This window comes from Brevibacillus sp. FW301-21C12A, from assembly GCF_058788915.1.
Genome location: NZ_JBYTBG010000050.1, coordinates 1 through 19,751, shown reverse-complemented (window position 1 = coordinate 19,751; position 19,751 = coordinate 1). Strand labels below are relative to the sequence as shown.

Annotated in this window: 17 protein-coding genes; 15 read left to right on the top strand and 2 right to left on the bottom strand. The window is 50.3% G+C overall.

Annotation, left to right across the window (positions count from 1 at the left end):
• The first annotated feature begins 34 nt into the window (after positions 1 to 34).
• The 9 genes from mnmG (at position 35) to AC3WQH_RS22065 (ending at position 12,604) form a co-directional block, all read left to right on the top strand.
• Positions 35 to 1,933 (top strand): tRNA uridine-5-carboxymethylaminomethyl(34) synthesis enzyme MnmG, encoded by a 1,899-nt coding sequence (gene mnmG, locus AC3WQH_RS22105; RefSeq protein WP_005828336.1) that lies wholly within the window; start codon positions 35 to 37, stop codon positions 1,931 to 1,933.
• 13 nt (positions 1,934 to 1,946) lie between these two features.
• Positions 1,947 to 2,663: a 16S rRNA (guanine(527)-N(7))-methyltransferase RsmG gene (gene rsmG / locus AC3WQH_RS22100; RefSeq protein WP_005828338.1), complete on the top strand. Its 717-nt coding sequence runs from the start codon at positions 1,947 to 1,949 to the stop codon at positions 2,661 to 2,663.
• 855 nt (positions 2,664 to 3,518) lie between these two features.
• Positions 3,519 to 4,079 (top strand): MgtC/SapB family protein, encoded by a 561-nt coding sequence (locus AC3WQH_RS22095; RefSeq protein ID WP_005828340.1) that lies wholly within the window; start codon positions 3,519 to 3,521, stop codon positions 4,077 to 4,079.
• 907 nt (positions 4,080 to 4,986) lie between these two features.
• Entirely contained in the window at positions 4,987 to 5,832 is an 846-nt protein-coding gene (noc, locus tag AC3WQH_RS22090; RefSeq protein WP_007779796.1) for a nucleoid occlusion protein, read from the top strand.
• Positions 5,833 to 7,607: 1,775 nt separating this feature from the next.
• Entirely contained in the window at positions 7,608 to 8,366 is a 759-nt protein-coding gene (locus AC3WQH_RS22085) for a ParA family protein (RefSeq protein ID WP_007779793.1), read from the top strand.
• Positions 8,363 to 9,208 (top strand): ParB/RepB/Spo0J family partition protein, encoded by an 846-nt coding sequence (locus AC3WQH_RS22080; protein WP_005828344.1) that lies wholly within the window; start codon positions 8,363 to 8,365, stop codon positions 9,206 to 9,208. The genes AC3WQH_RS22085 and AC3WQH_RS22080 overlap by 4 nt, the downstream gene beginning before the upstream one ends.
• A 15-nt stretch (positions 9,209 to 9,223) precedes the next feature.
• Positions 9,224 to 10,378 (top strand): aminotransferase class V-fold PLP-dependent enzyme, encoded by a 1,155-nt coding sequence (locus AC3WQH_RS22075; protein WP_005828345.1) that lies wholly within the window; start codon positions 9,224 to 9,226, stop codon positions 10,376 to 10,378.
• A 23-nt stretch (positions 10,379 to 10,401) separates the two neighbouring features.
• On the top strand, positions 10,402 to 11,112 hold the full coding sequence (locus AC3WQH_RS22070; RefSeq protein WP_005828347.1) for a DUF554 domain-containing protein: 711 nt from the start codon (positions 10,402 to 10,404) through the stop codon (positions 11,110 to 11,112).
• A 592-nt stretch (positions 11,113 to 11,704) separates the two neighbouring features.
• Positions 11,705 to 12,604 (top strand): diacylglycerol/lipid kinase family protein, encoded by a 900-nt coding sequence (locus AC3WQH_RS22065; protein ID WP_492332249.1) that lies wholly within the window; start codon positions 11,705 to 11,707, stop codon positions 12,602 to 12,604.
• Between the two features lie 81 nt (positions 12,605 to 12,685).
• Here AC3WQH_RS22065 and yyaC read toward each other — a convergent pair whose 3' ends face one another.
• Positions 12,686 to 13,291 carry a spore protease YyaC gene (gene yyaC / locus AC3WQH_RS22060; RefSeq protein WP_005828352.1) on the bottom strand — a complete coding sequence of 202 codons (606 nt, stop codon included), beginning with the start codon at positions 13,289 to 13,291 and terminating at the stop codon, positions 12,686 to 12,688.
• Between the two features lie 216 nt (positions 13,292 to 13,507).
• Between yyaC and AC3WQH_RS22055 the strand changes: the two genes are divergently transcribed.
• The 6 genes from AC3WQH_RS22055 to pepF all read left to right on the top strand — a co-directional run bounded on the left by AC3WQH_RS22055 (position 13,508) and on the right by pepF (position 18,374).
• Positions 13,508 to 13,789 carry a putative Se/S carrier protein gene (locus AC3WQH_RS22055; protein ID WP_005828354.1) on the top strand — a complete coding sequence of 94 codons (282 nt, stop codon included), beginning with the start codon at positions 13,508 to 13,510 and terminating at the stop codon, positions 13,787 to 13,789.
• The gene (locus tag AC3WQH_RS22050) at positions 13,786 to 14,679 is read left to right on the top strand and encodes a mechanosensitive ion channel family protein (RefSeq protein ID WP_005828356.1); all 894 of its coding nucleotides are present in this window, start codon (positions 13,786 to 13,788) and stop codon (positions 14,677 to 14,679) included. The genes AC3WQH_RS22055 and AC3WQH_RS22050 overlap by 4 nt, the downstream gene beginning before the upstream one ends.
• A gap of 19 nt (positions 14,680 to 14,698) precedes the next feature.
• Positions 14,699 to 14,908, top strand: a complete 210-nt coding sequence (locus AC3WQH_RS22045; RefSeq protein ID WP_005828358.1) for a DUF951 domain-containing protein — start codon at positions 14,699 to 14,701, stop codon at positions 14,906 to 14,908.
• Between the two features lie 105 nt (positions 14,909 to 15,013).
• Complete coding sequence (locus AC3WQH_RS22040; protein ID WP_492332248.1) at positions 15,014 to 15,790, top strand: Ig-like domain-containing domain; 777 nt, start codon at positions 15,014 to 15,016, stop codon at positions 15,788 to 15,790.
• A gap of 178 nt (positions 15,791 to 15,968) precedes the next feature.
• Entirely contained in the window at positions 15,969 to 16,274 is a 306-nt protein-coding gene (locus tag AC3WQH_RS22035) for a hypothetical protein (RefSeq protein ID WP_005828362.1), read from the top strand.
• 189 nt (positions 16,275 to 16,463) lie between these two features.
• Positions 16,464 to 18,374, top strand: a complete 1,911-nt coding sequence (gene pepF, locus AC3WQH_RS22030) for an oligoendopeptidase F (protein WP_005828363.1) — start codon at positions 16,464 to 16,466, stop codon at positions 18,372 to 18,374.
• A 621-nt stretch (positions 18,375 to 18,995) separates the two neighbouring features.
• Here pepF and AC3WQH_RS22025 read toward each other — a convergent pair.
• Complete coding sequence (locus AC3WQH_RS22025) at positions 18,996 to 19,619, bottom strand: NAD(P)-dependent oxidoreductase (protein ID WP_005828367.1); 624 nt, start codon at positions 19,617 to 19,619, stop codon at positions 18,996 to 18,998.
• Positions 19,620 to 19,751 lie beyond the last annotated feature (132 nt).

Here is a 19,751-nt window from a genome sequence, read left to right as displayed (position 1 = left end):
AGAGAGTCACTCACGAGTAAGGGGGAAAACAAAAATGAACGTTGTACCTGCGTATGAAGCGGGCTCGTTTGACGTCATCGTAATCGGGGCAGGTCATGCCGGCTGTGAAGCGGCTTTGGCGGCGGCGCGCATGGGCTGCAGCACGTTGCTTTTGACGATCAACCTGGACGCTGTTGCGTACATGCCGTGCAACCCGTCGGTAGGTGGACCGGCAAAAGGCCACGTCGTGCGGGAGCTGGATGCCCTCGGCGGCGAAATGGGACGCAATACCGATAAAACGCACATTCAAATGCGCATGCTCAATACGGGAAAAGGTCCTGCTGTACATGCTTTGCGCGCGCAGGCGGACAAATTCGCCTATCAGCATGAAATGAAAAAAACGATTGAGAATACGCCAAATTTGATCCTCCGTCAAGCGATGGTAGAGGAGCTGCTCGTCGAGGACGGTGTCTGTGTAGGGGTTATCACCCAGACAGGGGCGCGGTACAAGGCAAAATCGGTTGTTTTGACGACCGGAACGTATTTGCGCGGAAAAATCATTCTCGGCGATTTGCAGTACGAGAGCGGCCCGAACAACATGCGTCCGTCGATTCGCCTGGCCCATCATCTGAAAGAACTCGGCTTTGAAATGACGCGCTTCAAGACAGGTACGCCTCCGCGCGTGCACAAAAACAGCGTCGATTTTTCCAAAATGGAGATTCAGCCTGGAGACTCGGTGCCACGCGCCTTTTCGTATGAAACAACGGAGTTTATCATGGACCAGTTGCCTTGCTGGCTGACATATACCAATGAGGAGACGCACGGGCTCATCAATTCGAACCTGCACCGCGCTCCGATGTACTCGGGCATGATCGAAGGGACCGGACCGCGTTACTGCCCGTCTATTGAGGACAAAGTTGTGCGCTTTAACGACAAGCCGCGCCATCAAATCTTCCTGGAGCCGGAAGGGCGGAATACGGAAGAAATGTACGTGCAGGGCTTGTCCACAAGCTTGCCGGAAGACGTGCAGTTGTCGATGCTGCGTTCGATGGCGGGGATGGAAGAAGTCAAAATGATGCGCCCAGGCTATGCGATCGAGTACGATTCGATTGTGCCGACGCAACTGTGGCCGTCTTTGGAAACGAAAAAATTGCCTGGCCTGTTTACGGCCGGTCAAATCAACGGAACTTCGGGGTATGAAGAGGCAGCGGGCCAAGGGCTGATGGCGGGCATCAACGCAGCGCGCCGGGTTCAGGGCAAACCGCCAGTCATTTTGGGCCGGGAAGAGGCGTACATTGGCGTTTTGATCGACGACCTGGTGACAAAAGGGACACATGAGCCTTATCGTCTGCTTACTTCCCGCGCCGAGTATCGTCTGCTTTTGCGTCATGACAATGCCGACCTGCGTCTGACCGACATCGGCTACGAAATCGGCTTGATTAGCGAAGAACGCTACAAGCGTTTTACCGAAAAACGCCGCTTGATCGAGCAGGAAAAGGAGCGCGTGGAAAATACGCGCGTGCGTCCCGACATGGAGCATGTACAGGAAGTGTTGCGTGCAGCAGGATCGCCAGAACTGACAGAAGTGATTGAGCTGGCGCAATTGCTGCGCCGCCCGGAGCTGACTTATAGCCATATCGAAGCGATGGTTCCCGCGCCGCAAGCGTTGCCGGAGGAAGTGAAAGAGCAGGTAGAAATCCAGATCAAATACGACGGCTACATTAAAAAGTCTTTGCAGCAGGTCGAACGGATGAAAAAGATGGAGGAACGCCGCATTCCGGCAGACATCGACTACCATCAGATTTCCGGCTTGTCCAAAGAGTCGCGGGAAAATATGTCCAAAATCCGTCCTTTGAACATCGGGCAAGCGGCGCGCATCGCAGGGGTAACTCCTGCAGACATTTCCGTTTTGATGGTGTATCTGGAGTATAAACGCGCAGGTGCAGCGGAGTAAGGAGATCAGCCAAATGACCAAAGAACAGTTTGCCGAGGCTCTCGCAGCGCAAGGCATTTCGTTAACGGATCGTCAGAAGGAGCAGTTTGACCAATTTTTCCGTCTGCTTGTGGAATGGAACGAGAAAATGAATCTGACGGGCATTACCGAAGAGGGGCAAGTGTACATCAAGCACTTTTACGATTCGATCACGCCTGCCTTTTACTTCCCTTTTGACCAGGTAAAGTCGGTCGTAGATATTGGCGGCGGTGCCGGCTTCCCGAGCATCCCGCTGAAAATTTGCTTCCCGCATCTGAAAATGACGATTATTGATTCGCTGAACAAGCGCATGAGCTTTTTGCAGCATGTGGCGAGCGAATTGGGGCTGGCAGACGTTCATCCCGTCCATGGACGGGCAGAGGATCGCGGACAAGAGGCCGGCTATCGCGAGCAGTTCGATCTCGTAGTTGCCCGCGCTGTGGCACGGCTGAACTTGCTGGCTGAATTTTGTCTGCCATTTGCCCAGCCGAAGGGCCATTTTATCGCTCTCAAAGGGGCAGATATTACGACTGAGCTGAACGAAGCGAAAACGGCGATCAAAACGTTGGGCGGCAAAACGCGAAAGGTGGAGACGTTCCAACTGCTGGAGGACGCAGGGGAGCGCAACATCGTCATCATTGAAAAAATAGAGGCGACGCCGAAAAACTATCCGCGCAAGGCGGGGGTTCCGGCTAAGAAGCCGTTGGTATAGTAAGAGGATTGGAGAAGATCGCAGAGCGGGGCTGCGGTCTTTTTTTGTTTTGGGAAGTGGAGAGAGAGTTAGGGGAAGATGAGCGGGGATAAGGTGGTTTTTATTGTTTTAGGGGGCTAAGGGAGTTAAAGGGTTTTTGGTGGAGTTTTTTTGCTATCGGTCGTTATTGGTCGGGAGAGCGTAAGTCGGTATTGGTGGGATTGGAACGGAGGGGGTGGGCATGTGTTGTAAGTGGGGAGGTGTTTTTGAGCGAGGCGGGCGTGGTCTTGGGGAGTTAGAGTGGCTAGCGGCCTGGGGAACAGGCTGAAAAGCGGTCTGAAAAGCAGCCTGAAAACTTTTGGGGCTTTTTTGCTTAGGACAAAGTTCTTTTTCTTATATGGCTATGGTGCGCGAGGAACGATTAGCGCGAGGTTAAAGGGGATATGTGTGTGTAGAGAGGAAAATTGGAGTGTAGGTGGTTGTGGGGTGGGCGAGCAGGCAGACAGACAGGCAGACAGGCAGGCAGGCAGGTGGACAGCCAGCCAGACACCAGCCAGACATTCGGACCCATAAGCTGTTTTGGCTTGGTTGGCGAAGTTTTCTTTTCTCACGGCAGAACGTTTGGAACGAAGCGACTTACTCTCGTGAGCAGAGGCGAGTTCGGGTGGAGGTAGTCGTGGCCTGCGCGAGCGGACAGTCGACCTCCAAAGCTTCTTCGGTCCTTTATGAGAAGTCCTTTTACCCGCGACCAACCAACATTCGAGTCCTTACACGCCAAAATGAATCTACCGCTTAGGCGCATGCAGCTCTCTGAGGGCGCATATACATACGAGTAACAGTGACGATAACGATTACCGTTCTGAGAGGATGATAGATATGGAAGAAGCGTGGACTTCCCTTTTTCCACCGGAGCTTCCGACTATTTTGTTGCGGCTGTTCCTTGCCTTTTTGGCGGGAGCCATCATGGGGTGGGAGCGGGAGCGTTTTATTAAGGACGTGAGCAGGCAACGAGGAGCTGGCTTTCGGACTTACAGCCTCGTTTGTTTCGGATCTTGTCTGTTTGGACTGGCCTCCATTTACGGCTTTCAATCCAGCGGGGTGAACAACGATCCCGGCAGGGTAGCTGCACAGGTGGTTACGGGCATGGGTTTTTTGGGGGCGGGGGCGATCATCAAATTCAACGGCTCAGTGAAAGGCTTGACGACTGCGGCCGGGATGTGGGTGGCGTCGGCGATCGGACTGATGTTTAGTGCGGGCATGTACATAACGGCGATTGTGGCTGCATTTTTTGCCTACCTGACTCTGGACTTCCATCGGTTGTTTCCCAAGCTCTTTTCTGTCACCAAGATTTCACATCCTACCGATGAGAGCATAGGTGGGGAAGAGCGGGGAAAACACAGTGGCAAAGCCAATTTCTATGACCACGATCACGATTGATGTTTCACGTGAAACGTTTTTCGCAAGCAGGAATTGGGCGAAGCTTGCAGAATTACTAATATAAAAGAAAACTAAGTCATTTACAGAGAAAATGGCAATAGGTCAAAGGGGATTTTTCAAAACGATCGGATAGGCAATACGAGTCTGGCAGGAAGTGCATCGTGTAGTGCTTGGGAACCTTGTTCGCGGGTGTTGACCGCAATTCTCCAATGAAAATGGGGGAATGCAAGGAAGGGGGCATTTCTGCGTTAAGTGGCTAACGATCTGAAAGGCGAGGGGGACGGAAACTAGCTCTGAAGAACTAGCCTCGTTTCACAGTGGACACCGGACAGCAGCATCCACTTAACGGTATAGGGAAGACTCGATCAGTCCCATGCAACTCTGAGCGGCTGCTGGCAGCATAGCGGAGGGTTTTTAGCGAAAAAATGCCTGAAGCGGGCGCTGATGCACTTCGTCATGCCTGACAAAATGGCAAGGCGCGCGGACTAGCGAATGTGTATATGTTTTAACAGTCAATTCCAGCCGATATTTACACCAGAAAGACAAATAGCTTTTTGCCGAGATTCTGCCATGTGAATGGACAGGACCTTTTTTTCACGTGGAGGGATGTTTTTCGTTTTCACCACGCAAAAATTTGTACAGGATTGCCTGTTTAAGCAAAACGGTTGATTACAGACAGCTTTTGGCGTCGCAGGATTACTTTTTGCAGGTGATGATGCAAAGGCAGCGCAGCTAGTCGCGTCGACTTGGCGGCGAGGCTTGGAATGACTGATGAAGAAGCCCGTGCCGCTTGGCATTCAGTTCTTCGGCAGATGCTTAGAGAGCTGGAGTCTCGAAAGCTTTACGCACAGAGCAGCAGTGGTTTTACATTAGCGCGATGGAACGGGTAGAAGTGGGGGATTTTTCTATGGCAGTGAAGGATTCATTTTCTCGGATTTTTGGATTGACAGACAAGACAGATAATGAAGAAATCAGGCAGCTTCCAGTCGAAGAGATTGTGCCAAATCCATATCAGCCTCGAACGGTTTTTGATGACGAGAAAATCGACGAGCTGTGTCAAACGATTCGCACTCATGGGCTGATTCAACCGATCGTTGTCCGGGTGAGAGACGGCCGCTACGAGTTGATTGCCGGAGAACGGCGTTTGCGCGCAACAAAAAAGTTAGGCATGGAGAAAATTCCTGCGATCATCAAAGATTTCAACGATGCACAAACAGCTTCGATTGCCTTGATTGAAAATCTTCAGCGCGAAGGACTGACGGCGATTGAAGAGGCTGTTGCCTATCAGAAGCTGATCGATTTGCACGATTTGACGCAGGAGAGTCTGGCGCAGCGTCTGGGAAAAGGGCAGTCGACCATCGCCAACAAGCTGCGACTTTTGCATTTGCCGCAGGAGGTGCAAGATGCGCTGTTGACTCGCCAGGTGACAGAGCGCCATGCGCGAGCATTGATTCCACTCAAGGACGCGGAACTGCAAGTAAAAGTGCTGGCAGAAATCCTGGAGCGAGAGTGGAATGTCAAGCAGACAGAGGTGCGCGTCAAGCAGCTTCTGGAAGCGGCGGAAAATCCAAAGGCGGAAAAAGAGTCAAAACCGCGCTGGAAAGCATTCTCCAGAGATGCCCGCATCGCGATCAATACAGTGCGCCAGTCGATTGACATGGTCATGCAGACGGGCTTGCCAGTAGAGACGAACGAGGAAGACCATGATGAATTTTATCAATTCACCATTCGGATTCCGAAAAATAACAAGTAGGAAGCAAGTGTACGAAGTATGGTAGGCGAAGGGCTTAGCTGCCTTCTCTTCTATGAGAAGGGCTGTTTTTGCAAGAAGGGCGTAGTCGATTTCGGGTAGTGGCTTTTGGGCGAGATGGGCTTCGTCATGAGTTGTGGGCATGGTGAATCGTGTCCTAGCGAAAGCCTACGAGTTGAACACGTATTGAGAATCGCGGCCTTGCAAAAAGTCTGCGATTTGAAGGCGGTTTTGATCGTTGCCTTGCGCAAAGCTTGTGAGTTGAAGTTGCGTTGTGAATGGTGGACTTGGGAAACAGCTTGCGAGTTGAATAGCGTCAAAAATCGTAGACTTGGGAAAAGCTCGCCAGTTGAAGTGATATTCCGAATCGTGCCCTTGCGCTAAGCCTGCGATTTAAGGGCGGAGCGTTGCAAAAGTTGTCGAGTTAAAAGGGCGGCGAGAATGAAGGCTGTGAGAAAAGATTGTGGGTTGAAGTGCCGTCGTGAATGGTGATCTTACGAATAGATTTCGAATAGAAGCGGCGCTGTGAACCGTGGCTTGCCAAATGGTTACGAGCTGAAATGGCGTGTGAATCATAGCATTGCCAAAAGCTGACGAGCTAAAATGGCGTGCGAATCATGGCATTGCCAAAAGCTTGCGAGAAATGGCGTTGTGAATCGTGTCCTCGCGAAAGCCTACGAGTTGAAATGCCGTTGTAAATCTGGCATTGCCAAAAGCCTACGAGCGATAGTACCGTTGAAAACGATGTCCTTACAAAAACCTAACGAGTTGAAGTGACGCTGCGGATCATGCTTTTGCAAAAGCTTACGAACTAAAGTGCCGTCGTGCCCGCCCGCGTGACCTCGCGAAATCCATGCGAGTTGAAATCAAATCGTGTCCCGTACCCTTTAGAAAGCCAACAGTCCGAAAAAACGCCAAGAATCGCAACATAAGAGCATGAACGGCAACACCTGCCCCACTATACCTCTGTCTCTATAATAATAGATAATAGAGAACAGAAAGCCACTCCCATAAAAAAAGAACATATCAAAACATAAAACGAAAAAACGGCAAGGGCGTGGCGACAGGGTCGCCTTTCTTTTTGGGCAAATCCGAATGAGAAAAGTAATAGATCGGAGCAGCGAGCACTTACGACTGTGCCCGACTACCTGCACGACCGATTCTTTTTGGGAGTTTGCATGCGCGGCCTTGACCGTTTTTTCCAAGCTTTGCTTGCGTAAGAAGCATCTTTTTCTGGCAAAAAGGGGACAATCGGAACTGTTCGGACAAAATTAAGGACAAATTGTCTCAATATCAAAAAAACAGCGTACGGGCAAGCAATAAATCTGGTAACATGGGTAGTACCAAGCTTTTTTTACGTTTTGGGGTAGTCGTTGTTTCGCGATGAGGTTTCGTTTTGTGTATAACAGACAAGCTAGCGCAGCTTTTTGCTTCAGAAGGGGAAGTTTGGAACGGATGGAAGCCTGAAAAAGCTGTCCGAAAGCTTCTTCCTGGTTGGAAACAACAACCGCCATCCCGCAAAAAGCTTTTCCATAACGCTACCTGATACACACATTTCAGAGGCAACGTCACAGGCCCCACATTGAAAAGTTCTTAGATAGTTAAAGAATCTGCCCGGGTCCAGCCGGATCAGGCAGAGCATAGGCAGTTGAAGATAACCGATCACGAGTCTTTTGGCACAAACCAGATATTCTTGAAGGCGTTCCGGAAAGCTGGCGATTGTATCTTGCTAGGCAAAATCACAAGCTTTCCTACACGAGAAAAATGAGGTGGAGAAGTTGGGTAAAATCATTGCGGTTGCGAACCAGAAAGGCGGCGTCGGGAAAACGACTACGTCCGTCAATCTAAGTGCTTGTCTGGCCGCATTGGGGAAAAAGGTGCTGCTGGTGGATATTGATCCACAAGGGAACGCAACCAGTGGTATCGGAGTAAACAAAGCCGATGTCCGCTATTGTATTTATGATGTTCTCATTAACGACATCAGCCCCGTAGATGCGACTCTGCCTACCGAGATTGAAGGATTGATGATTATTCCGGCGACGATTCAATTGGCGGGAGCAGAAATTGAATTGGTTCCAACGATATCCCGGGAGGTTCGTCTGAAAAAAGCCTTGGAGGTTGTGAAGGACAAATACGACTTTGTCATTATCGATTGCCCGCCTTCCTTGGGAATTTTGACAGTCAACTCCCTGACTGCTGCTGACTCGGTCTTGATCCCGATTCAATGTGAATACTACGCATTGGAAGGGTTGAGCCAACTGTTGAACACAATTCGCCTGGTACAAAAGCATCTCAATTCGCAATTGGCGATTGAAGGCGTCGTGCTGACCATGCTGGATGCACGCACGAATTTGGGGCTGCAAGTGATTGAGGAAGTGAAAAAGTACTTCCAGGAGAAAGTGTACAAAACGATTATTCCGCGAAATGTTCGTTTGAGCGAAGCGCCATCACATGGACAAGCCATTATAACGTACGATCCACGCTCGCGTGGTGCAGAAGTTTATTCTGACTTGGCGAAGGAAGTGGTAGGGGTATGAGTAGAGGTTTGGGAAAAGGGCTGAATGCACTTATTACGTCCAATCTCATTGAAGAAGGGGAGCAAGTAAAAGAGGTTTCCGTCAGTGAGATTCGTCCCAACCCGTATCAGCCCCGTAAAGAATTCGAACAATCGGCTATTGATGAATTGGCAAACTCGATACGGGAACATGGCATTATCCAGCCGCTGATTGTCCGGAAAAGCATCAAGGGTTACGAGCTGGTAGCGGGAGAAAGACGCTTGCGTGCAGCGAAGCTCGCGGGCTTGAAGCAGGTTCCGGTAGTCGTCAAAGCCTACACCGATCAGCAGTTGATGGAAATTGCGCTGATTGAAAATCTGCAGCGGGAAAACCTCAATCCGTTGGAAGAAGCGGAAGCATATGAAAAGCTGATCGCGCACCACGATTATACCCAAGAGCAGCTTGCTCAGCGAATCGGAAAAAGCAGACCGCATGTAGCGAACATGCTGCGGCTGTTGCAACTTCCGGAAAGCATTCGAAAAATGGTTTCAGCAGCAGAGTTGTCCATGGGCCACGCTCGGGCGCTTTTGGGTGTCTCAGATGAGAAAGTGCAAAAGCAGCTTGCGAAGGATGTAGTGGAAAAAGGGCTGAACGTGCGACAACTGGAAGAGTTGGTCAAACAGTTGAGTGTTTCACGTGAAACAAAGAAGAAAAAGCCGGCAAAAAGCGAGCCAATTTTGGTTGAGCTGGAAGAACGGCTGCGCAGTCGCTTTGGAACCGCCGTGAAAATTAAAAAAGGCGCGAAACGCGGCAAGATCGAAATTGACTTTTATTCGCAGGAAGATTTGCAGCGGATCATTGAGATACTGAATGATGAGAAGTAAGTCCAGGAGGTAGTCATGGCGATCATCTATTTGGATAACGCAGCTTCAACTTGGCCGAAGCCACCCGGCGTGAAAGAGCGGATGGCTGAAGTCATCGAAGATTTTGCCGCCAACCCTGGCCGGGGTGGACATACCTTGGCGATGAAAGCGAGCAAGACCGTGTTTCGGACACGAGTGCAGTTGTCGCGGTTGTTTGGGATTCAAAACCCGAATAACCTCTTTTTTTATCTAAATGCGACACAAGCACTCAACCAGGCGATCAAAGGGTTTCTAAAGCCGGGCGATCATGTGATTTCTTCGTCAGTGGAGCATAATTCAGTGAGACGTCCTATTGAATATATGCGCCGCGTCCATCAGGTAGAAGCTACTTTTGTCGAGCCTAGAGGCGATCATCTTTTTCATGTTGACGATTTTGCCAAGGCGATCCAGCCAAACACGCGTCTGCTGGTCGTAAGCCACGCTTCCAACCTGACAGGTGTTATTTTGCCGATTGCAGAGTTGGGCAAACTGGCCAAAGAGAAGGGTATCACGTTTCTGGTAGACGCCTCGCAGTCGGCGGGAGTGCTGCCTATTCACGTCGAAGAAATGAATATTGGCATGCTGGCGTTTCCCGGGCACAAAGGGCTGTATGGTCCACAAGGGACAGGCGGATTGTATGTGCACAGCGACATTGATCTGGAGCCGTTGCTGCATGGGGGAACTGGCAGTCAATCAGAAGCGATTGAGCAACCGACTACGCGTCCGGACCGCTACGAGAGCGGGACGTTGAATACAGTCGGTTTGGCAGGATTACTGGCCGGGGTCGAATTTGTCCTGGAAAAAGGCGTGGAAAACATTCGCCAGCATGAATGGGAGCTTGCCAAGCAAACGATCACAGGTCTGCAGCAAATTCCTGGAGTAGAGGTGTACGGTCCGGGAATTGAAACAGAGCGGGTCGCAGTAATCGCGTTCAACATCGGGCAGGTGGATGCATCGGAGGTATCCTTTATTCTCGATCAACAATACGGAATCGCAACGAGATCGGGCTATCATTGCACGCCGCTGGGGCACCATACGGCAGGGACCGAGCAGCGGGGAGCGGTGCGGGCCAGTTTTGGGATGTTCAATACAGAGAAAGACGTAGAAGCTCTTATGAACGCTGTTAGAGAGATAGCATCGGCGTTTTCGTAAGGTAGCGGTAGGAGGACACACACGTGATCTTGTTAGGAACCCTGGTAAACGCTGGCGCCATCATAGTAGGAGCTTTGTTGGGGAGGCTCTTGACGAGGATTCCCGATTCGATCCGACATACAGTCATGCAAGGAATCGGGCTGGCTGTGATGATTTTGGGCGTCAAGATGAGCCTTGGATCGGGCAACTTCTTATTGGTGATCGTCAGCATTGTTTTGGGGGCAATTATCGGGGAATTGATGGGGATTGAAAAAGGCTTGAATCGTCTGGGGCACTGGCTGGAGCGGAAGGTTGGCGGCGGAAAAGGCAGTATTGCCACCGGGTTTGTAACAGCTACTCTGGTCTATTGTATCGGCGCAATGGCTGTTTTGGGAGCGATGGACAGCGGGTTGCGAAACAACCACGACATTTTGTTCACCAAAGCGCTTCTGGACGGCTTTTCCGCGATTATTTTCACTTCGACGCTAGGGATTGGCGTCATATTTTCAGCAGTACCTGTGTTTTTGTACCAAAGTGTGCTGACGTTGCTGGCTACCCAAATTTACAGTGTGGTGAGCCAAACGATGCTCGATGCGATGCTGGCAGAAGTAACGGCAGTGGGTGGCTTGATGATTATCGCGATTGGGATCAACATTTTGGAGATCAAAAATATCAATGTAGCGAACATGCTGCCCGCACTGGTGATTGCAGCATTGGGAGTTCCGATTAGCCAGTGGTTGTCCAGTTTTTTATAAGATGGCAAGATAGCGGGAAAAGACTTTTTCTGTGCGCGGGTAGCGTGCAGGAGGGGTCTTTTTTTCATGCAGGGCGATGGGGCGCGTAGAACTCAGGGCGGACATTTTAAAGATGGGAGCAGGCAAAGGCAAAGCTGTAGGGGGAGTCGGGGGTTCGGAGTAAAAGCTAGGGAGCAAGTAGGAAGAGTGGGGAAAGAGAAATGAAGCAGGACAAAGGGAAAAGGCAGAAAGAAGAAACCAGAGAGCATGACAGGTAGCCGTGCGCTGTGCCGTTTGAAATGACCTACTGCAAAAGGCACACACATAGCCATTTGATTTCAAGGGACTGTCCACAACAACTCGTAATAATAGTGTGAGACCAAGTAAACAGTAAACGGAGCTGCTGAGACTTACTTTTTTTGACGCGACGAACTCATTAACAAAAGACAGCAATCCAGCGGGCCATGCCACTGTAAACCATACAGCGAGGAACAACGGAGCGAAAGGAATGCGACATGTAAGTTTGGCATAAAAAAAACCGCTATCATCAAAAGAAAATGTCGTGCGATAATGACCATTAGAACGGAAAGCGTCTTGTGGGGAGAGAAAGTCAATGGTGGGTTTTATCGTCAATCCCGTGGCGGGAAATGGCAAAGGGAAGAGAGTATGGGAGAGGATAGAGCCTGCTGTAAATGGCTTAGGAGCGGTTTTTTCCGTGAGGGAGACATTGGGAGAGGGAGACGCGGAAAAGCTGGCAAAAGAGTTGATTCAAAAAGAGGGAGTAAATAAAATCATTGCAATAGGGGGAGACGGAACCGTTCATGGCGTGTTGAACGGGATCTATCAGTCCGGACAAGCATGCAAGTTTGGCTTGGTGCCGGCTGGATCAGGGAACGACTTTGCCCGGGCGCACGGCATTGTCAACGATCCGAGCGAGGCAGTGGAGCGAATTTTGTCAGAAAAAGCAGAAAGACGGATTGATCTGATGCTGATGAACGGGCGAATTGCTGCAAATTCGATTGGAGCAGGCTTTGATGCGCAAGTAGCGAAAGCGACCGATGCAGCGCAATATAAAGCGTGGCTGAACCGATACGGACTGGGTGGACTGGCTTATGTCATTTCCGTTTTACGGGAGCTGCGCAACTTCAAGCCGGGCCATCTGAGCTTGCAGGTCGACGGGCAAACGATCGACAAGTCGGGAGTTTGGCTTGTGACAGCAGCCAATATTCCGAATTACGGCGGGGGAATGAAAATTTGCCCAATGGCGGTCGCCGACGATGGCCTGACGGATATTTGCGTCGTCAGCAATGTAAGCCGGGGCGAGCTGCTGCGCGCCTTTTTGAAAATATACACAGGCACCCATGTCACGCATCCGAAAGTTTCCTTTTTCCGCGGGAGCCAGGTCACGATTGAAACGGCTGTGCCGCTCATGGTTCATGCCGATGGCGAATTGATGGGGGAAACCCCCGTTCAGGTGAAAATGCTTCCCGGTCAACAGGTGATTTTCGTCTAAAAAAAGAGACTTGCCATCCGCAGAGGGACCGGGCAAGTCAAAGAAAATGGCTATTGATTTGAAAAGGTCGAGGGAAGATGGTCAGTCGTGCAAAACACTATCCAAACGGTTCGGCGCAGCAGCGAGTGTCGCGGCTTTGGCCAAACCAGAGGCAATAATCTCGGCCATGTTCATGACGACGGCAAGTCGCGTGTTTTGGAGTACGAAATACTCCATGAAGCCGCCGACATTGACGATTCCAGTAATGTGAAACGTACCGACAGGCGGCAACTCCTTTTTGACCCCGGCACCTGGCTTTAGCGGACCGCTGATGACATTGATGTTGCCGACGTGGCTGAATTGGCCCAGACAGGCGTCTACGGCAATCAGTGTAGCGCTGGGGTGGTTCGTTTGGATGGAATCGAGTTTTTCCTTGAGATTCATCGCATGCACCGGATCGTCCAGCGTTCCGTACACTTGCAAATGACTGGGCGCGGCAGTTTGCAGCTTGGTTCCGACGAGCGGCCCAAGCGCGTCGCCTGTCGAACGGTCTGTGCCGATACATATAATTACAATGTCTTCATCATACGGTTTTAAGCGAAAGCGCTGCGCAAGGTGTCTAGCCAGATGATCGTCTGCGTTTTCACTGCGGTATTCCACTTTAAAAGGTGGCAAAGAACAGTTTTTGAGATTTTCAAATGTACTCATGGCTACCCCCACTCTTGCGGACTTGGCCTAAACGTTATAGAAGAGTATTCACAGTATAGTACCGGGAAGTCATTTTTATACCTGCTAATGGGAAGGTTGTGGAGGTTTTGAAAAATCAGCGAAGCTGGCAAGCCGGAAATTGAACGGGTAAAATAAGAGAAGCACGTCAGCAAAGCCTTGTGAAAAAGAAAACAAGGACACGAAGGAGGGAGAGGGATGGAAGGAGAGACTGTACTGATTGCATTTGATTCCACACAGCAAGCTTTGCGTGCAGAAATGCTGCTGGAGTACGAAGATATTGATATCGACACAAGACCGACGCCAAAAGAGATAACGGCTGGCTGTGCCCTTTCCATTGAGTTTCCTTTGCCTGACTATTCTCGCGCGAAAACGATCATGGAAGAGCAGCAAGTAGTCATTCGAGGATATTTTCGTCAGTTTGCTGGCCGATACCAGGAGGTTGACGAATACGGCAGACAGAAGGAGAGGACAGAATGAATACTACAAATGCAGAAGGCTTTTTTCAAAAGCTGTACAACCAAATTTACGACTATCTCACAGATGCCGACATGTGGGTAACTGTAGGGATGGTGCTGGCGAAAATTTTGGCGATCATCGTTGCCTCGCGTATCGTTGTTTCGTTGTTGCACGCGACAGTCAACCGCATTTTTCATCATCGCCACGGAGGCGGCAAGCTCCAACTGGATCAACGCCGTGTCGATACGATGCGCGTGCTCGTTAACAATATCATTCAGTACACGATTTATTTCCTGGCGATTTTGATGATCTTGCAACTGATCGGGATCGACTTGCGGCCTGTGTTGGTGAGCGCAGGGGTGCTCGGGCTGGCTGTCGGCTTTGGGGCGCAAAGTCTCGTGCGCGATATTATCACTGGTTTCTTTATCATTTTTGAAGACCAGTTTGCTGTAGGGGATGTCGTGACGATCAATAACATGACCGGGACCGTACAGGAGATTGGCCTGCGGATCACACGCGTGCGCAGTTGGACGGGAGAAGTATTTATTTTCCCGAACGGAACCATTACGCAAGTGACCAATTTTTCGCTGCAAAATACGTTGGCTGTTGTGGATGTCTCGGTAGCGTACGAGGAAAATCTGGGTCAGGTTGAAGAAGTGCTGAAAGAAGTGCTGGCAAAAGCGCAAGCCGAGCTGACAGATATCGTGGCGGAGCCACAAATTTTGGGCGTACAAGCATTGGGGCCGTCTGAGGTCGTCATGCGGGTGACTGCCGAGTGCAAGCCGAACACCCACCACGGCGTCAATCGCAACCTGCGGGCGATGATTCGCACCGAGTTTACCAAACGGGGCATTCAGATTCCGTATCCGAAAATCGTCGCGATGTCGGGCAAGGCACAAGGCCAAGCATAGAGTAGAGGGGAGAAGAGAGATGGAAAGGAAGCAATTTGGGCTGGGGGACATCGTACAAATGAAAAAGCCGCATCCATGCGGAACAAATGCGTGGAAAGTCATTCGCATGGGCATGGACGTGCGAATCAAATGTACGGGCTGCGACCACAGTGTCATGATCGGTCGTCTTGAATTTGAACGCAAACTGAAAAAAATATTGGTGCGCGCAGAGGAAGAGCCGAAAGAGTAAAGCAAAAAACTTTTGAAGGAACCGTCTGTCTTTTTCTACACTGTCCGTAAACAGTGGTGGAGCTGACCAAAAGCTTTCGCCACGCAGACGAAAGGGATGGTTAGGATGAGTGCCAAACGGTTGTGGATGCAATGGATCGCTGTGCTGGGGATGCTGCTTGCGTTTTCACAGGCGGCATGGGCGAAGGACGCAAGCAACTGGAAGATAAGCGTCTCGCCGACGGACAAAGCGACAGAGGTAGCAGCAGACGCTGTCATTACGCTGACGTTTTCCGGGACGGTCCGTTTGGCAAATTCGCGTGACATCACGGACAAGTCGTTGCTGTCCATCGTGCAGCTTGTGGACGAAAAGAAAAAGAAAGTCCCGTTCACAGCCAAGTGGAACAAGACAGCGAAAAGCATCGTGATCGACCCTGTGGGTAACCTGGAGGCGGGAAAAGCGTATCGCGTCACACTGCCCGCCAAAAAGCTGAAGGATGCGCGAGGGGAGCTGAACCCGGAGCTGTCCGCTGCGTTCACGACAAAAAAGCCCGTGGATAACATTGCTCCGCAGGCGATTATTTTGCCTGGTCATGGCGCCAAGCAGGTGAAGCTGGAGGAGAAAGTGACGCTGCAGTTTGCGGAGGAAGTGACTCTGGCAAGCGGAGGAGCACTCTCCAGCAAAACGGCGGCAGGACTTGTGCGCTTGACAGATGAAAAAGGCCAGGCTGTCCCGCATACCGTCACCTGGAACAAGAGCAAGCGAATGCTGTCGATCAAGCCAAAAGGAAAATGGCAGCCGCATACGAGCTATCAGGTCAGTCTCGCTGGCGGCCTGCTGCAAGATCAGGCGGGCAATGTGAATAAGTCACAATGGTCGAGTTTCACGAGTGGCGCGAAGTAATGGAAGTTTGGTTGTGGATAAAAAAAGGATGCAACCCGTAGCAAGCGGCGCATCCTTTTTTCCTTTTTGTACGATCAGATGTATCTCCCGGTGATTGTACTTTAAGGTTATGACCGATCATTTTCCGTCGGCTGCGTAGCCAGTCAATGATCTATGTGGAATGGGGAAGGTAAGATGCATGGTCGTGCAAGCTTACCTTCAGATAGGCCGGATGGCAGCGGGAAGCTTAGTCGCAGTCACAACCTACGATTACGAGAAGGATGAAAAGAACCAGGATCAGCGCGAAATCGTCGAAGCCGTTAAAGAGACCCACTTGCTAACACCTCCTACCCTAGTTTCAATACTCATGCTATGTAGGAACATGAAAATAGGTATGGGCGAATGCCCTGGTTCCGACGAAAATAAGTTATTCACACTCTATCCACAGAAAATGTGGACAACTTTTTGTCGAAAAATGCAAAACGGAAAAGGGGGTTGGGAATAAACAAGCTGTGGATAGACAGTTATCCACAAAATTATCCACAAATCTGAATTTTCTCTGGATAAATTGACTGTTGTTAGTAAATATTTAAAATATTTTTCTTAATAAGAAGGAATTTGGACGTGCAACAACGTAATTACACTAACTAGAAATTGGAAAAGATAAAGAGTAAGGAAAAGGGGCGATTGAGATTTGAAAAAGCAAGTGTTTGCATCAGTTACAGCTTTGGCTATTGCGTTTTCGGCCGTATCGGTACCATTTATTCCGTACAGCACGCCGGCAGTCGCTTTTGCTGCGGAAAAGCCAAATTATCAGACCCGCGCTGAAATTCCAGACCAATATAAGTGGAAACTGAATCATATTTACCCGACTGTTCAGGATTGGGAAAAAGACGTAGTCAAGGTGGAGGCTTTGGCGAATGCTTTTACCAAGCACCAGGGCAAGCTGGGGACTTCTGCTGCGGCGATGCTCGCTGCTTTCGATGATTACGTGGACATGATGCGGCTCAACGACAAGGCGTATGTGTACGCCAACATGTCGCTGGACGTAAACTCGGCCAACTCTGAGCTGCAGAAGCTGGCAGACCGCGCCGAGAAAATGTACACGCTTGTTTCGGAAAAAACGGCATGGCTCCAGCCAGAAATCGTTGCCATTCCGGATGAGAAAATGAAGAGCTTGCTCGCTGACAAGTCTTTGGCGCCGTACAAGCTTTTCATTGAGGACATGCTGAGAACCAAGCCGCATTCGCTCTCCACAGAGATGGAGGAGCTGCTGGCAAAATCCTCTCCGCTGGGCAATGCGCCAACCAACATTTACAGCATGCTGTCCAAAGATGTGAAGTTCCCGAAAATCAAGGATGAACAAGGCAAGGAAGTCCAACTGACGCGTGCCAACTTCATTTCGTATATGGAAAGCAAGGACCAGCGTGTGAGAAGGGATGCTTTCAAGGCATACTACAGCGCCTTGATTGACTTCCAGGATTCGTTCGCACAGACACTGGCAGCAAAAGTGAAGGCAGACAATTTCTACGCGCAGGCACGCAACTACAACTCTGCGCTGGAAGCGAGCCTGACGCCGAACAACATCCCGACCAAGGTGTACGATGAGCTGATCGACACGGTCAACGACAACTTGCCGCTGCTGCACCGCTATATTGCCTTGAAGAAAAAAATGCTCGGAGTGAAGGAGCTGCACATGTACGACATCTATGTGCCGATCGTTCCATCCGACGACAAATACATTTCCTTCGAGGAAGGGAAAAAAATCGTCACCGAAGGTTTGAAAGCAATGGGCGACGATTACGTGAAGGTGCTGGCGGAAGGACTGGATGGCGGCTGGGTAGACGTCTATTCGACCGACGACAAACGCACCGGCGCTTACCAGTGGGGAGCCTACGACACGCATCCGTACGTGCTTTTGAACCATCAGGGCACACTCGATGACGTGTACACCATCGCCCACGAGATGGGGCATGCGATGCAGTCGTACTACACGAACAAAAACCAGCCGTACATTTCGTCGAACTATCCGACCTTTACGGCGGAAGTGGCTTCCACGATGAATGAGACGCTGCTGTTCAAGAGCATGTACGCGCAGGCGAAGACGAAGGAAGAGAAAATGTATCTCCTGAACCACTACCTGGAGAACTTCCGCTCGACCTTGTTCCGCCAAACGCAATTTGCCGAGTTTGAAAAAGCGATTCACGACAAGGAGCAGGCAGGAGAATCGCTCAACGCCGAGGCGATCAAAAAAATCTACCTCGACATCAACAAAAAGTACTACGGCAAAGACATGGTTTCCGACGAGGAAATCGCGATGGAATGGGCGCGCGTTTCCCATTTCTTCAACTATAAGTACTACGTGTACCAATACTCTACGAGCTTTGCGGCGTCCCAGGCGCTGGCGAAACAAATCCTGGATGAAGGACAGCCGGCAGTTGACCGTATCCGCAAAAACTTCCTTGAAGCGGGCAGCTCTGCTCCGCCAATCGAAGTGCTGAAGGCAGCGGGCGTAGACATGTCTACATCGAAGCCGATCGAGCAGGCCATGGAGATTTTCGAAGAGACGTTGAATGAGCTGGAAAAACTGGTGAACGAAAAGTAAAGCGTTTAGCGCTGCATAAACAAAGCAAAGGCTCCCTGTCTGTAAGCGGCAGGGAGCCTTTTTTGGGCAATCAAAGGACTTTTCAGCTGCGAACTGTGACACAATAGCTTATGCCACGAAGAAACAAGAACAAGAACGTTTTTCTTGTTAGGACCGTATTTACGGGGACGTGGCTGTACGTCTAGCCGTACAAAATAAAACAATCCAAATAAACGTACTGCAAAGAAATCCGGTAATAGCCATGATCGTATCGTATTTGTGATAGTTGTACATGAATGATTGAGTCATGGAAAAGCCCCAAAGAAAGGTAGGAAATATAAGGAAATAATATAGTGGGTTGCCGGGAGTCAGTTTCACGTAAAGGACAGCAATGGCTGTAGAAACGAGAATGGCAATAATTTCGCTTTTCATCTCCTCATAACTGATGTTTATGGGAATATCACTGGCAAGCAGCATCTTGTTACACCAAAGGAGAAAGAACCATATGGCGATGATGCTATTCGCGCATACTAGCAAAAGTTTTTTTATCATTTTCCCTCCCACATAAAGTGACACATCATTTTGAGCTATTTAATAGGACGGAAAAAAAGGAAAAGGTTTCGTGCTTCATTCAAACGGTAACTAATAAGCAATCCCTACCCGTACACGCAAATAATCAGAACTGCCGAGCTGCCTGTACGTAAACTCCGCCGTATCGGGAACGGAAATTTGCATGCCATCTGCAGGCAAGTAATCGGCCTCGACCCGGTAATTGCCTGTGTAGCTGCCGTCAGGCAAATAGGTCGGGCACACAATCGTCCAGTCCAGTCCGGATTGTTGCAGGAGCAAGTACGCCTTGTGGTGCTCCTCGGCGGCCCTGGTCAGCTTTTGCCGCGATTCGCTGGACTGGTAGCGGAGCAAATCGGGGGAGACTCTGCTTTGCAAAATTCCCGCTGTGCCTACTGTGACAATTCGGGAGACGCCTTCCTGCTTCATGGCATGCAGGATGAGCGGCATGCCCTCCGACAGTGTGGTCGTGCCATCTGTGCCAAGGGCGCTGATAACGGCATCGACGCCCTGCATCGCCAGTTTGACGTCCTGTTCATTCAAGACGTTTCCCGTAAGCACGCGCACGTTTTCGGGCAAAGGCTGGGGGAGCTTGTCCGCAGAGCGCACCAAAATCGTAGCTTCATGGCCATCTGCCAGCGCGTGCCGTAAAATATGGCTGCCGACGCGGCCGGTGGCGCCGAAAAGCAAAAGCTTCATTATGTATTCACCTCATGAACATGAATGAGTGATCGGGTCAACAGTTTTTTTGCTAGAGCCTTTTGCAAAATTCACTTCTTGATTAGACGCGATAAATTCGAAGGAGTCCTTGCATGAAGAATTGTTATCAAA